The 13,796-nt window shown below is 71.1% G+C and carries 12 protein-coding genes and 1 tRNA gene; 12 read left to right on the forward strand and 1 reads right to left on the reverse strand.

The window, feature by feature from the left end; genetic code table 11:
• Nucleotides 1-355: 355 nt before the first annotated feature.
• From ACH34R_RS28555 to ACH34R_RS28610, 12 genes are all read left to right on the forward strand, one after another.
• Nucleotides 356-1,501, forward strand: coding sequence for a hypothetical protein (locus ACH34R_RS28555; RefSeq protein WP_397564622.1), 1,146 nt, complete (start codon nucleotides 356-358; stop codon nucleotides 1,499-1,501).
• Nucleotides 1,502-1,567: 66 nt separating this feature from the next.
• A complete protein-coding gene (gene eno / locus ACH34R_RS28560) occupies nucleotides 1,568-2,845 on the forward strand; it encodes a phosphopyruvate hydratase (RefSeq protein ID WP_397564623.1) in 1,278 nt (425 codons plus the stop codon).
• Nucleotides 2,846-2,920: 75 nt separating this feature from the next.
• Nucleotides 2,921-3,307 carry a septum formation initiator family protein gene (locus tag ACH34R_RS28565; protein ID WP_397564624.1) on the forward strand — a complete coding sequence of 129 codons (387 nt, stop codon included), beginning with the start codon at nucleotides 2,921-2,923 and terminating at the stop codon, nucleotides 3,305-3,307.
• Between the two features lie 34 nt (nucleotides 3,308-3,341).
• The gene (locus tag ACH34R_RS28570) at nucleotides 3,342-3,872 is read left to right on the forward strand and encodes a DUF501 domain-containing protein (RefSeq protein WP_397564625.1); all 531 of its coding nucleotides are present in this window, start codon (nucleotides 3,342-3,344) and stop codon (nucleotides 3,870-3,872) included.
• Nucleotides 3,869-4,786 carry an exopolyphosphatase gene (locus tag ACH34R_RS28575; protein ID WP_397564626.1) on the forward strand — a complete coding sequence of 306 codons (918 nt, stop codon included), beginning with the start codon at nucleotides 3,869-3,871 and terminating at the stop codon, nucleotides 4,784-4,786. The genes ACH34R_RS28570 and ACH34R_RS28575 overlap by 4 nt, the downstream gene beginning before the upstream one ends.
• Before the next feature lie 168 nt (nucleotides 4,787-4,954).
• Nucleotides 4,955-6,340 (forward strand): hypothetical protein, encoded by a 1,386-nt coding sequence (locus ACH34R_RS28580; RefSeq protein ID WP_397564627.1) that lies wholly within the window; start codon nucleotides 4,955-4,957, stop codon nucleotides 6,338-6,340.
• Between the two features lie 87 nt (nucleotides 6,341-6,427).
• Nucleotides 6,428-7,237 carry a uracil-DNA glycosylase gene (locus ACH34R_RS28585; RefSeq protein ID WP_397564628.1) on the forward strand — a complete coding sequence of 270 codons (810 nt, stop codon included), beginning with the start codon at nucleotides 6,428-6,430 and terminating at the stop codon, nucleotides 7,235-7,237.
• A gap of 100 nt (nucleotides 7,238-7,337) precedes the next feature.
• Complete coding sequence (locus ACH34R_RS28590; protein ID WP_397564629.1) at nucleotides 7,338-8,666, forward strand: NAD(P)/FAD-dependent oxidoreductase; 1,329 nt, start codon at nucleotides 7,338-7,340, stop codon at nucleotides 8,664-8,666.
• Nucleotides 8,667-9,212: 546 nt separating this feature from the next.
• Nucleotides 9,213-9,285, forward strand: a tRNA-Leu gene (locus ACH34R_RS28595).
• A gap of 548 nt (nucleotides 9,286-9,833) precedes the next feature.
• Nucleotides 9,834-10,616, forward strand: coding sequence for a Bax inhibitor-1/YccA family protein (locus tag ACH34R_RS28600; protein ID WP_397564630.1), 783 nt, complete (start codon nucleotides 9,834-9,836; stop codon nucleotides 10,614-10,616).
• A 204-nt stretch (nucleotides 10,617-10,820) separates the two neighbouring features.
• Nucleotides 10,821-11,045 carry a DUF4287 domain-containing protein gene (locus ACH34R_RS28605; RefSeq protein WP_111168973.1) on the forward strand — a complete coding sequence of 75 codons (225 nt, stop codon included), beginning with the start codon at nucleotides 10,821-10,823 and terminating at the stop codon, nucleotides 11,043-11,045.
• Nucleotides 11,046-11,130: 85 nt separating this feature from the next.
• Nucleotides 11,131-11,541 (forward strand): PPOX class F420-dependent oxidoreductase, encoded by a 411-nt coding sequence (locus ACH34R_RS28610; protein WP_397564631.1) that lies wholly within the window; start codon nucleotides 11,131-11,133, stop codon nucleotides 11,539-11,541.
• A 2-nt stretch (nucleotides 11,542-11,543) separates the two neighbouring features.
• On the opposite strand, the gene ACH34R_RS28615 is transcribed toward ACH34R_RS28610, so the two are convergent.
• Complete coding sequence (locus tag ACH34R_RS28615) at nucleotides 11,544-13,793, reverse strand: polysaccharide lyase 8 family protein (RefSeq protein WP_397564632.1); 2,250 nt, start codon at nucleotides 13,791-13,793, stop codon at nucleotides 11,544-11,546.
• Nucleotides 13,794-13,796: the final 3 nt, after the last annotated feature.

Raw genomic sequence — 13,796 nt, forward strand, 5'->3', positions numbered from 1 at the left:
GGGCTCCGCCTCCGGCCCCGGCTCCGGCCCAGGATCTGCCTTGGGCCCCGGTTCCGCCCCGGGGGTAGACCCCACCCCCGGCCCGGGGTTCGCCTCCGGCTCTGGCTCCGCCCGGGGCCCCGCCTCCGGTCCGGGGTTCGCCTCCGGCTCTGGCTTCGCCCGGGGCTCCGCCTCCGGTCCGGGGTTCGCCTCCGGCTCTGGCTTCGCCCGGGGCTCCGCCTCCGGTCCGGGGTTCGCCTCCGCCCAAGGCTTCGCCCCGGGCTCCGCCTCCGGCCACGGCCCCCGCTCTGCCTGGGGTCCCGCCCCTACCTCCGCCTCTGCCTCTGGCCCCACCTCCGTACCGGCACTGACGTCCGTGGGGGGTCGGCGTGCCGGTGTGGGCGGGCGGCGGGCGTGGATCGCGGCGGTTGCGGCGGTCGGCGCGCTGGCGGTCGCGGCGGTGGTCGTGGTGCCTCGCCTGTCGGCGGGCGGTACCGACGGCGGTACGCGGGCAGCCGCGACGAACGCGGCGTCCACGCACACCCCCGCCCCCACGCCCACCGGCCCCCTCGCCGCGGGCCCCCGCTTCGGCCGGCCGAGCACGGTCTACACCCGCCACTCCGACGAGGTGACCACACTGGCCACCGCCCGCCTACAGGGCCGCGACGTCACCGTCAGCTCCGACCGCAACGGCCGGATCCAGGTCTGGGACCTCAAGACCAGCGCCCCGATGGGCCGTCAGTTCCTCGTCGGCGCGGAGGTCTTCGGCGAGATCGAGGTGATCGACCTGAACGGCCGCCCCACCGGCGTGCTCGGCGGCTACGACGACGCCGTCCACGTATGGGACCTGGCCACCGGCGAGCCGGTCAGCGTCTTTCGCGGGCACACCAGCGATGTCACCTCGGTCGCCATCACCCACCTGTCCGGCAAGCCGATCGTGGTGTCCGCCGGCCCCGGCGGCACCCGCCTGTCGGACCCGGTCACCGGCCGGCAGATCGGCGGCGTGATGCTCGGCCACAACGGCGGCGTCCTGTCGGTGACCGTCGCCGAACTGCGCGGCCGGCAGGTCATCGTCACCTCCGGCGCCGAGCGGGACGGCCGGATCATGGTCTGGGACGCGGCGACCCAGCGGCGGATCGGCCCCGCCTTCCGCAGGCCCGGCAGCCAGAAACTGGTCGCCAGTGTGGTGGCGGGACGCCCGGTGGTCGCGATGGAGAACGAACAAACGATCACCGTGCTGGACCTGGAGACGGGAAAGCCGCTCTACAAGCCGCTGCGCGGCCACGAGGCCCCGGTGTCAGGGCTCGCGGCGGCCACGCTCGGCGGGCATCCGGTGCTGCTGTCGTCGAGCTGGGACATGTCCGTGCGGGTCTGGGACCTGGCCAAGGGCACCCCGCTGGGCCGTCCGATGCACGAGGCGGAGGAGTGGGTGCTCGACGTCGCCGCGGGCCGGGTGGACGGCAGGCTCGTCGCGGTGGCGGCCATCCAGGACGGCACGGTCCGGACGTGGTGGCTCGAATAGAACCACGCCGAGCGTGTCGATAGGCTGCTCACCGCCAACCCGTACTTCCGAACCAAGGAGCGCTTCGTGGCTGCCATCGAGGCCGTTAACGCTCGCGAGATCCTCGACTCCCGGGGCAACCCCACGGTAGAGGTCGAGGTCCTGCTGGACGACTACAGCACCGGCCGCGCGGCGGTGCCGAGCGGTGCCTCCACCGGCCAGTTCGAGGCCGTGGAGCTACGCGACGGCGACGAGCGCTACGGCGGCAAGGGCGTGGAGAAGGCGGTGCTCGGCGTCACCGACGAGATCGCCCCCGAGATCGCCGAGCTGGACGCCGTGGACCAGCGTCTGGTCGACCAGACGATGATCGACCTGGACGGCACCGACAACAAGTCCAGGCTGGGCGCCAACGCGATCCTGGGCGTCTCGCTCGCCGTGGCCAAGGCCGCCGCCGACAGCGCCGACCTGGAGCTGTACCGCTACCTCGGCGGCCCGAACGCGCACCTGCTGCCGGTCCCGATGATGAACATCCTGAACGGCGGAGCGCACGCCGACACCAACGTGGACATCCAGGAGTTCATGATCGCGCCCATCGGCGCGAGCACGTTCTCCGAGGCCGTGCGCTGGGGCGCGGAGGTCTACCACACGCTGAAGGCCGTACTGAAGGAGAAGGGCTACGCGACCGGGCTGGGCGACGAGGGCGGCTTCGCCCCCAACCTGCCCTCCAACCGCGACGCGCTCGACCTGATCATGGTCGCCATCGAGCGGGCCGGCTACACCCCCGGCGAGGACATCGCGCTGGCCCTGGACGTGGCGGCCACCGAGTTCCACTCCGGCGGCACCTACACCATCGACGGCAAGGGCCTGACCGCCGACGAGCTGATCGCCTTCTACGCCGACCTGGTCGCCTCCTACCCGCTGGTCTCCATCGAAGACCCGCTGGACGAGGAGGACTGGGCGGGCTGGAAGTCCATCACCGACTCGCTGGGCGCGCGGGTCCAGTTGGTCGGCGACGACCTGTTCGTCACCAACCCCGAGCGGCTGGCCAGGGGCATCGCCGAGGGCGCGGCCAACGCGCTGCTGGTCAAGGTCAACCAGATCGGCACCCTCACCGAGACCCTCGACGCGGTCGAGCTGGCCCACCGCAGCGGCTACCGCTGCATGATGAGCCACCGGTCCGGCGAGACCGAGGACGTCACGATCGCCGACCTGGCGGTGGCCACCAACTGCGGCCAGATCAAGACCGGCGCGCCGGCCCGCTCCGACCGGGTGGCCAAATACAACCAGTTGCTGCGCATTGAAGAACATCTGGGAGATTCCGCCCGCTACGCGGGTCGCGCCGCCTTCCCGCGTTTCACTCGCTAGCGTTGGGGGCGGCGGTCCGGTCTGGGCACGGGCCGCCGCACCCCAGGCGGGGGCCGAGCGCAGGGAGGGCAGTGCATGAGCAGGCGGCCGCAACTGACCGGGCGGGCCGCGGTGCTCGCGGTGGTGGTGTGCGCGATCGCGATGAGCCTGGCCTACCCGGTCAGGGAGTTCATCGCGCAGCGCCGCCAGATCGCCGAGTTGCAGCAGCAGCAGGCCAAGGAACTTGACGCGCTGGGCAAGCTGCGCGAGCGCGGCAAGCAACTGCAAGATCCCGACTACACCATGCGGCAGGCCAGGGAGCGGCTGTTCTACTGCGAGCCGGGCCAGAAGTGCTTCGTGGTGATGGACCGCGGCAAGGCGCCCGCCGCCCGCAAGCCGGGGCGCGCCCCCAAGCCCAAGGCACCGTGGTACGAGTCGCTGTGGAAGTCGGTCGAACTGGCCGACCACGGCGTCTCCCGGTGACCTGCCCTCAGCTTTCTGCACTGGAGGACGGCCGATGGCCGATCGAGACGACGACCTCGGCGCGGCGGAAGACGTGGTCGAGCGCCAGCTCGGCCGCAGACCGCGGGGGATGCGCGGGGTGGCGCACCGATGCCCCTGCGGGCTGCCCGACGTGGTGGAGACCGCGCCGCGGCTGGCCGACGGCTCGCCGTTCCCCACGCTGTACTACCTCACCTGCCCGCGTGCGGCCTCGGCGATCGGCACGCTGGAGTCCTCGGGGCTGATGCGCCGGATGCAGCAGCGGCTGGCCGAGGACCCGGACCTGGCCGCCGCCTACACCGCCGCGCACGACGACTACATCGCCCGCCGCGACGCCGCGGCCGAGCGCGACGGCCTCGCGCCGCTGCCGCGCGGCACGCAGAGCGCGGGTGGCATGCCGGACCGGGTGAAGTGCCTGCACGCCCTGGTCGCGCACGAGCTGGCCGTACCGGGGGCCAACCCGCTCGGCCGCGAGGCCCTTGACCTGCTGCCGAAGTGGTGGGCGGACGGTCCGTGCGTACCGCCCGAACCAGAGGAGGCTTCATGACCCGCGTGGCCGCCGTGGACTGCGGCACCAACTCGGTGCGGCTGCTGGTCGCCGACGTCTCCGGCGACTCGCTGACCGAGATCGAGCGCCTGATGGAGATCGTCCGCCTGGGCGAGGGCGTGGACCGCACCGGCCGGCTGGCCCCCGAGGCGCTGGCCCGTACGTTCGCCGCGATGCGCGGCTACGCCAAGCTGATCGCCCGGCACGGGGCCACCGAGGTGCGCGTGGTGGCCACCAGCGCCACCCGCGACGCCGAGAACCGCGACGAGTTCCGGCACGGCGTGCGCGAGATCTTCGGCGTCGATCCCGAGGTGGTCACCGGGGCCGAGGAGGCGGCGCTGTCCTTCGCCGGCGCCACCAAAGACCTGACCGGCCACCCGGGGCCGTTCCTGGTGGTCGACATCGGCGGCGGCTCGACGGAGTTCGTCGTCGGCCCCTCGCCCACGGGCGCGCTGTCGGTGGACATCGGGTGCGTACGCCTGACCGAACGGCACCTGAAGGGCGGCGACCCGCCGTCCGCCGAGGCCGTGCGGGCGGTCACCGCCGACATCGACCGGGCGCTGGACCGGGTCCAGGCCGAGGTGCCGGTCCGCGCGGCGCGCACGCTGGTGGGCCTGGCCGGCTCGGTCACAACGGTCGCCGGAATCGCGCTGGGGCTTCCTTTCTATGACCCCGAGCGGATTCATCATTCATTCATCGCCGGCCGTGACGTGCACGAAGTCACTCTCCGTCTCCTGGAAAGCACCCATCAAGAACGTGCGGAGTTGCCGGTGATGCATCCGGGCCGGGTCGATGTCATCGGCGCGGGCGCGCTCATCTTGGACCGGATCGTCACCCGTTTCGGATTCGCTGATGTGGTGGTCAGCGAGCATGACATTCTCGACGGTATCGCCTGGTCACTGGCCGGAGTGTGACCCTCTGTAGACGGCCGACGCTTTTAGTGGTAGTTGAGCGGTTATCGCGTTTGTGGTTAAGTTGAGAGGCTTTATCGAAGCTTTGCCGTGGGGCCCGGCACAGCTCCGTGTCGGGGCGGCAACCGTTTCGCGAAGCACTCTTTTCTTATCCGAACGGAGCATGCCCTCATGAAGTCCACCGGTTTAGTCCGCCGGCTCGCCGCGCTCGGCGCGGGCGTGGCCATGGCGGCGACCATGGCCACCGGGGTGCTCGCCTCTCCGGCGACCGCCTCTTCCAGCAAGTCATCCGCCAAGCCGAAGGTCTCGGCGACCACTCCCAAGGCATCCCCCAAGCACTACGAGGGGGAGTGTCCGGTCGAGATCACCTTCTCGGCCAAGGTGAAGGTCAAGGCGGTCAAGAAGAAGACCACCGTCGTGTACCGCTGGCTGCACGGCGACGGCTCCAAGAGCAAGATCAAGTCCTACCGCCTCACGGGCAAGGGCACCAAGCACCTCACGCTGAAGGAGCAGGCCACCTTCAAGCGCGACACCAAGGGCTGGCAGCGGCTCCAGGTGCTGTCGCCGCGCAAGGTGACCACGGCCAAGGGCTACTTCAGCGTTGACTGCGAGGGCCGCCCGCCGGTCCACCACGACCCGCAGTACGTGCGGACGTACGTGAACGTCGAGCCGGACCGCTACGTCGGCGAGTGCACGCCGTACACCCGGATCGGCGCGAAGGGCGTCATCACGGTCGGCCGCCCCGCGTGGGTGCGCTACCGCTGGGTCCAGAACGGCCACGTCGTGGACTACGGCAAGACCAAGGTCTACGACAGCAAGCGGGTCTACCACTCCTTCAAGGCCCGTGACACCCACCGCGGTTACGTGGCGCTGGAAGTCCTGTCGCCCGAGTACTCCAAGGCCAAGGACCACTACAGCGTCCGCTGCGTGGACGAGCGGCCCGAGCCGCGCGTCAGCGCGCGGGTCAGCGGCCCGTCCGACTACGCGGGCACCTGCCCCGTGGCCCGTACCTTCAACGGCAGCATCAGCGTCAACACCGGCCGTACCGCCGTCGAGTACCGCTGGGCCGGTCCCGGCTACCGCGGCCCCGTGCAGCGGGCGTACTTCCGGCACGCGGGCAGCGAGTCGGTGAACCACACGGTGCAGGTCGGCGAGAGCGACAAGGTACACCGCTGGATCGAGATCCTCGGCCCCGGTGACGAGCGCTCCAACACCGCCTCCGCGCGGGTGCGCTGCGCCTCCGAGCCTGACGCGAAGGCCTGGATCGTGAGCCTGTCCAACACCGCCGACAAGACCACCTGCAACGATGAGACCGGCCCGTCGGTCAAGCACGTGGCCAAGGTCCGCGTCACCGGCGCGACCACCCTGTCCTACCGCTGGGAGGTCAACGGCTCGGCGTCCACCGAGATCGAGCGTTCGGTGAAGGGTCCCGGTGTCGAGTCCCTGGCCTGGGGCAGCGGCCCCGACAAGGGCGACACCACCAAGGGCACGGTGCGGCTCGTCCTCACCGCCCCGAACGGTGACACCGCGAGCGAGACCTTCAGCCACACCTGCTGACACCTGTCGGCGCGGCTGAACGAACGACCAGGGCGCGGCACCCCCTCGGGGGCGCCGCGCCCTGCGTTTGCTGGCACGATCGTCTGCATGAGTTCCGTTCCGCCGGGCAGCGGCTGGCCAGAAGACCCCGCCACCGCCGCGACGCCGGTCGCCCACGACCCCGACGACGTCGTCGCGCTGGCCGCGGGCGGCGACACCCCCGCCGAGCTGGCCGCGCGGCAGTCGGTGTGCCGGGCGTGCCCGCGGCTGGTCGCCTGGCGGGAGGAGGTCGCCGACGTCAGGCGGCGGGCGTTCGCGGGGGAGACCTACTGGGGGCGTCCGGTGCCCGGCTGGGGCGATGACGAGCCGCGGGTGCTCATCGTGGGGCTGGCCCCCGCGGCGCACGGCGGCAACCGCACGGGCCGGATCTTCACCGGCGACCGCAGCGGCGACTGGCTGTTCGCCTCTCTGCACCGTACGGGCCTGGCGGCCATCCCGACCAGCGTCCGCGCCGGGGACGGCCAGCGCCTGATCGGGGCCAGGGTGATGGCGGCGGTCCGCTGCGCCCCGCCCGCCAACAAGCCGACTCCGCAGGAGCGGGCCACCTGCTTCCCGTGGCTGGCCAGGGAGCTTGAGCTGGTCGCGCCGGGCGCCAGGGTCGTGGTGACGCTCGGCGGGTTCGCGTGGCAGGCGGCGTGGCCGGCGTTGCGCCAGGCGGGGTTCGCGCTGCCGCGCTCGCGTCCGCCGTTCGGCCACGGGACCGAGGTCGAGATCGCCTACCGGGACGCCCCGGTACGCCTGATCGGGTGCTACCACCCCAGCCAGCAGAACACCTTCACCGGCAGGGTCACCGAGCGGATGCTCGACGACGTCTTCGCCCGTGCCGCGGCCCTGGCCGGTCTCGCGACGGGAGAGTGACGAACGTCGCAACCCCCCGGTTGGCATCGGCGAACGAGCCGGGCGTAAGCTTGTGAATGCATTCACAAAGTAGGGCCAGTGCGAGAGGTGGGCACCCAAGGTGAACCACGACCCGAAGCACATCCTGATCATCGGCGGCGGCTACGTCGGCCTCTACACCGCGCTGCGGCTGCAGCGCAGGCTGCGCGGGTCACTGCGGAACGGCAGCGTGCGCATCACGCTGGTCGACCCGCAGTCCTACATGACCTACCAGCCGTTCCTGCCGGAGGCGGCGGCCGGCAACCTCTCCCCGCGCCACGTGGTGGCCCCGCTGCGCCGGGTGCTGCCCAAGGTCCGCATCCTCAACGGCAGGATCACCAAGCTGAACCACGGCGGCCGTACCGCGACGTTCGAGCCCGACGAGGGCGCGGCCCGCGAGATCGGCTACGACATCGTGGTGATGGCGGCGGGCTCGATCTCGCGCACGCTGCCGATCCCCGGCCTGACCGACATCGGCATCGGCTTCAAGACCATCGGCGAGGCCATCGGCCTGCGCAACCGGGTCCTGAGCCAGCTCGACGTGGCCGAGTCCACCGAGGACGAGGAGATCCGCCGCAAGGCGCTGACCTTCGTCGTGGTCGGCGCGGGCTTCGCCGGCGTGGAGGCGCTGGCCGAGCTGGAGGACATGGCCAAGGACTCCACGCGCTACTACCGCAACATCGCCCCTGAGGACCTGCGGTGGGTGCTCGTCGAGGCCACCGACCGGGTGCTGCCCGAGGTCGGCCCGGAGATGGGCCGCTGGACGCTCGGCGAACTGCGCGGCCGGGGCATCGACGTACGGCTCGGTACCCGCCTGGAGTCGTGCGTGAACGGTCATGTGGTGCTCTCCGACGGCGACACCTTCGAGGCCGACACCCTGGTCTGGACGGCCGGCGTCAAGCCCAGCCCGGTCGTCAACGCCACCGACCTGCCGATCGACGAGCGCGGGCGAGTCAAGGCCACCACCAGGCTCACCGTGGCCGGCCACCCGGACGCCTTCACCGCCGGCGACATCGCGGGCGTGCCCGACGTGACCAACCCTGGGCAGTACTGCGCGCCCAACGCCCAGCACGCGGTGCGCCAGGCCAAGGTGCTGGCCGACAACATCGTGCGCAGGCTGCGCGGTGAGGAACTGCTGGAGTACCGGCACAAGTACGTCGGCTCGGTCGCCGGGCTCGGCCTGCACGAAGGCGTGGCCAACGTCTACGGCATCAAACTCCGCGGACTGCCCGCGTGGTTCATGCACCGCACGTATCATTTGTCCCGGGTACCTACCCTGAACAGGAAGGTCCGCGTCGTCGTGGAGTGGACTCTCGCGCTGTTCTTCAAGCGGGAGACCATCTCCCTGGGCGAGATCCATCGCCCGCGCGATGAGTTCCGCGCCGCGGTCGCCGCTGACCGCCGTCGCTGAACGGGATATCATTCCGCACGCCGTGCCCCACGTCCCGAGGGGCGTGGGCGGCGTGTGAGGGGAGAAGATGGTGGGGCTGTCGCCGACGAGCGCGCTCGCGCCCTGCCGTACGGCGAGCCGCCCCTTCTCCCTTCCCTTCGTTGCCTCTGCCATCGCCGCCGGGTGTCGGCATGTTCGGCCTTTGACCGGAATCCGAGGAAAGTTCTGGATGTCCAAGGCCGGACACTCTCGGTACACCATGGGCGGCGTTCGGGTCACCCTTTACGGACCGCCGCAACTGGTCACCATTCATGCCCGTGACCGCGGCCCGTGCCACATTCCGCACCGGGGGCGCCGGCCGTGCGCCCTGATGCGCGCCGATCGGCCCGCTACCTGCGACGCCTTACACCGCAGCGCGGACATCTGCCACTAAACCGCGCCAAGGGGTCTCCACTTGACCCCTGGTGGCTTTAGACTTCGTCCGTAATCGGCGTTACGTCATCTCCTGTGACCCCTGATGCGAAACTGTGCTCCTCTTATGAGTGGTCCATTACGTATGATTGCGGCGCCCCCGTAGCCCAATGGCAGAGGCAAACCCCTTAAAAGGGTTGTAGTGCGGGTTCGAGTCCCGCCGGGGGCACCTCTGCTGAAGCGTCTAAGAATCGACGCTCACGTGCGCATTCGTACTAAGACGCGAGGTTGAGTCACCTTCGCCCACCTCGTTTGGACACCGCCGGGATACCGCCGCTCGTAGCGCAACGTACGCTCCTCGTCGCGGAAATAGATCGGCCCAGGTAAACCGAATGTGTTTCTGTCGGTCGCGGCGTCGCGTTGCGGGTTCTTCATCAATTCGTCTCCGCGCCGACCTCGCCCCGTTGTAATCGGACACGACCCTGGAAGGGGCGGCCAGGGACCGCAGTGACGGCGGTGACGTAAGTGGCAGAACCGGCGTCATGGGTCACACCGCTCGACCGCTTGGAAACTTCCCGCTCGGGCCGGGAACCACCGGCCCCCGCGGAACGTTGACCAGAGCGCCCCGGTCCGACGTGCCGGGGACCGCGTCGCGGCGTCCGACGTCCGCGGGGGGTTCCACCAGGTCCACAAGTGAAGACAAAATCGCTCGATAGGGCTCTGTGATGCGTGATCTACTACCCTGATCGCGTAGCCGGCCGCAGCGTGGAGGAAGCGATGGAGAGCAAGAACCCGATCTTCAGTCGGCAACGGCAGGCGGGGCAGTCATGGGGCGGCCCGACGCCGAGCCCCGAACAACTCCAGGGCATGTACGACGCCCCGGCATACGCTCCGCCGGCGCAGCGCCCGATGACGATCGACGACGTCGTGGTGCGCGGGTTCATGACCCTCGGCACGCTCGTCGTGACCGGTGCCGCGGCATGGGTGCTCAACGTGCCGCTCGGCATCGCGATCGCCTGTGCGCTGGTCGGCGTGGTGCTCGCGCTGATCGCGTCGTTCAAGCAGAGCACCAACCCGGCGCTGATCCTCGGCTACGCCGTCTTCTACGGCGTCTTCGTGGGGGCGCTGAGCCACACCTACGAGATGTTCTTCAACGGCATCGTGCTGCAGGCGGTGCTCGGCACGGCCTTCGCGTTCGGCGCGGTGCTCGCGGTCCACTCGCTCAAGATCATCCGGGTCACGCCCAAGCTGGTCCGGTTCGTCAGCGCCGCCGCCATCGCCGCGCTCGGCCTGATGCTGGTCAACCTGATCGTGGGCTTCTTCAACGACGGTGGCATCGGCATCCGCACCGACAGCCCGCTCGGCTGGGTCTTCAGCATCGCGATGATCCTGCTCGGCTGCTTCTTCCTGCTGCTCGACTTCGACTCGATCGAGCAGGCCATCCGGATGGGCGCGCCGGAGAAGTTCGCCTGGCAGGCGGCGTTCGGGCTCACCCTGAGCCTGGTGTGGATCTACCTGGAGGTGCTCCGCTTCGTCAGCTACTTCTCCTCCAGCGATTGATCGCCGGCCGGGCGCCGAATGGCCGCTCGGGCAGGAGATTCAGGAGGAATGACCCCGCTTCGGCGGGGTCTTCCGTTTTGTGGGGGCCGGAAGGCGGCACGGAAATGATCTACGGTCCTTCAGCGAACAGATGTGACTCCGGTCTTGCCATTTGCGCGCCCATGTTGCAGGGTCGAGCAAAGGAGCTCATCCGTGGAGGTGCCCATGTCGCTGAACCACTCACCGGAGATGCAGAACAAGCTGATCGCCAGGGTCGCTACGATCACCGGGCGCGAACTCCCAGAGTGGTTCCAAGCCATCGACAACGGCCCGGCTTTCCTGCGCTGCGAGGAGCGCGCGAACTGGCTCGCCGACGAGCACGGGCTGTCCCACGGCTATGCCGCCGCGATCGTGCGCGAGCACGAGCGGCACCGCCGTCACCGCATGTAGTCGTCTTTCGATGCCCGCGCCCCGCGTTCGGCGCGGGCGTCGTTTCGAGCGGCCCCCGGCGCCAGGGTTGGGCCATGATGGGGCCATGGATCTCGACAGCGCACGCGCGTTCGTGCGTGACAACAACAGAGCAGTCCTGCTGACCAGGCACGCCGACGGCCGGCCGCAGATGTCGCCCGTCACGGTGGGCGTGGACGACGAAGGACGCCTCGTCATCAGCAGCAGGGAGACCGCGGTCAAGGTGCGCAACCTGCGCCGCGATCCGAAAGCGGTGCTGTGCGTGTTCACCGACAGGTTCTTCGGCGAGTGGATCCAGGTCGAGGGCACCGCGGACTTCCTGACGCTTCCCGAGGCGATGGACGAGCTGGTCGCCTACTACCGGCGGATATCCGGCGAGCACCCCGACTGGGACGACTACCGCGCCGCCATGGTGCGCGACCGCCGGCTGCTCATCCGGATCGAACCCACCAAGGCCGGCCCCGACGTTCACGGCTGAGGTCACAGCCGGACGGTGACCGTGTGCGAGGCCCCTTCCTCGTCGGCCAGCCGGCCGAAACCGAGGGTGAGCCGCGCGCCGGTCCCGGCCCGCTCCAGCAGGTGGTGGCCGCGCAGCACCCGCCGTACCGGCCGGTCCCAGGTCACCGTCAGCCCGTCGAGCGCGCGGCGCGGATCGGCCACCGTCACGGTGGCCGTGCCGTCGCCGCGCTCGCGGACCAGCACGGCGCAGGGCGCGGACGCGGCCAGCGGCCCCGCCGAGCCCTCCCGCCAGAAGTTCACCGCGGTCAGGCCCAGCGCGGGCACCTGGACGCCCTGCCGCCCGGCGGTGTTGGAAAGCACCCGCGCCCAGCCGGGGTCGGCCGCGCGGGCCCGGGTCGCGGCCCGGCTCGCGCCCGGCATCAGCAGGTAGACATAGCCCGCGCCCTCCGGGTCGGTGCCGTGGTCCAGCCACAGCGTCACGTAATCCCTGGTCACCGTCTCGGCGGTGCGGGCGGCGCGCAAGGTGCGCAGGACGGGCCCGCCGGGCAGCACGTAACCGCCGTGCCCGGCCAAGTGCGCCCAGCCGCGCTCGACCGTCAGCGGCGCGGTGGTGCGGCGGTTGTCCACGATGGTCTCCACCGGCACGCCGTCGCTCGCGGTGATGCCCGCGCCCAGGCAGACGATCGCGTCGTCCAGGAACACCCACGTCTTGAACGCCTCAAGCGTGCTCTCCAGCCCGTTGAGGTGCTGGCCGACGGTCGCGTACTCCCCGTCGGTGGCACCGCCGACCCAGCGGCCCGGCGGGCAGGTGTCGCCCCACGAGCCGCCCGCGCCGTCGGGCAGCCGCAGCGTGGACACCGTCGTGCCGGGCAGGCGGTAGGGGTCGGCGGTGGCCCAGAAGGCGTCGGAGTAGTGGTCGCCGTGGCCCTCGGCCCACCAGTAGAGCATCCCCGAGCCGGTGTGCCAGCCGCGCAGGTTCTCGCCGTTGCCGTATTCGTAGTGGCCGACCCGGTGGGAGGCCATGCTGAGCGCCGCGCACCACCCCGGCCGCCGGTGTACGGCACGCGCGCTCATCGTCATCAGCCGGTGCCCGGCCGGCTCGGCGGCGGCCGGGATCGACTCATCGTCCAGGATCGCCGCGAGCCGGGCGTGGAAGGCCAGGTCACTGCGCTCGGCGGCGGGCAGCATGGGCTGCACGGTGTCGCGTACGGCCCAGCCCTTGACCATCGCCTGCCAGCGCGAACGCTCGGCCGCCGGCGCCGACTCGGCGAGCTGCAAGATCGCGGCGGCGATCTCCCGGCCCTTGCGGTGGTCGCCGAACGCCTGCCTGGCGATCGACCGCCCACGCACCAGGTCCATCACGAACCCGTCGTGGACGAAGGGCGCGAAGGACCGCTCCACCGCGTCGAACACCCGCCGGTCGGCGACCTGCCACGGGGAGCCGCGCAGCACCGAGAACAGCGTGGCCAGACCGGTCAGCAGCGTCACGCCGTACGCGCCCTGGTAGGGAATGGTGGTGTGCTGGATGAACGAGCCGTCCCGGTAGAACCCGTCGCCCTGCGACACCAGCGGGAAGACCGGGGCCAGCGCGGCGGCGGCCAGCGCCGCCTTGCCGTGGTCGTCGTCCAGCATCGCGCGCAGCAGCATCACCGTGCACAGATCGACCCGGTTGGCGGCGGTGCTGGTGCCGGTGTAGGAACCGAGCACGCTTTCCGGGACGAACCGATCCACCGCGTCGCGCAACCCGGCCCGCTGCCGCGCGGTCAGGTGCGGGCCGATCAGCAGAGCCGCGTCGAGCAGCGCCCGGGGCACGCCGATCCGCCAGTGCCACCAGTTGCCGACCTCGTCGGCGTCGGCGGAGTAGACCCGGGCGCGGTAGTGGTCGATCCCGGCGGCGACCGCCGCGGCCAGTGCCGCGTCACCGGTCAGGCCGGTGCCCGGCAGCACGTGGGCGCGGGCCATCGCCCGCAGCCGCGTCGGCGTGGCGACGAACGACGGGAACGCCTGGTCGGGCCAGAGCCACCCGTCGGCGGGGGCCATCGTGTCGCGGTACCCCGCCGCCTGCGCGCCGAGCCGGGCCAGCCTGGTCCGGTACGGCTCGGCCGCCGGATCGAACGCCACCCCCGCCGTCACCGCGAGCCAGCGGCGGCGTAGCGCGACGAACGAGGTGTCCGGGGCGTGCGCGGGCGGCGCCGGGAACAGCGCCCCCAGCGCGCCGGCCGCGCCGAGCGCGCCGAACCGGAGCAACAACCGCCTGGGATGGCCGCGCACCCC

This window comes from Spongiactinospora sp. 9N601 (assembly GCF_044326295.1).
GTDB classification, from domain to species: Bacteria; Actinomycetota; Actinomycetes; order Streptosporangiales; family Streptosporangiaceae; genus Spongiactinospora; species Spongiactinospora gelatinilytica.

Bases quoted from the DNA above. Each gene is read 5' to 3' on its own strand.
- ACH34R_RS28600 (WP_397564630.1), top strand. From the start codon at position 9,834: ATGGAGAGCAAGAACCCGATCTTCAGTCGGCAACGGCAGGCGGGGCAG.
- ACH34R_RS28565 (WP_397564624.1), top strand. From the start codon at position 2,921: ATGAGCAGGCGGCCGCAACTGACCGGGCGGGCCGCGGTGCTCGCGGTG.
- ACH34R_RS28605 (WP_111168973.1), top strand. From the start codon at position 10,821: ATGTCGCTGAACCACTCACCGGAGATGCAGAACAAGCTGATCGCCAGG.
- ACH34R_RS28610 (WP_397564631.1), top strand. From the start codon at position 11,131: ATGGATCTCGACAGCGCACGCGCGTTCGTGCGTGACAACAACAGAGCA.
- ACH34R_RS28570 (WP_397564625.1), top strand. From the start codon at position 3,342: ATGGCCGATCGAGACGACGACCTCGGCGCGGCGGAAGACGTGGTCGAG.
- ACH34R_RS28580 (WP_397564627.1), top strand. From the start codon at position 4,955: ATGAAGTCCACCGGTTTAGTCCGCCGGCTCGCCGCGCTCGGCGCGGGC.
- ACH34R_RS28575 (WP_397564626.1), top strand. From the start codon at position 3,869: ATGACCCGCGTGGCCGCCGTGGACTGCGGCACCAACTCGGTGCGGCTG.
- ACH34R_RS28585 (WP_397564628.1), top strand. From the start codon at position 6,428: ATGAGTTCCGTTCCGCCGGGCAGCGGCTGGCCAGAAGACCCCGCCACC.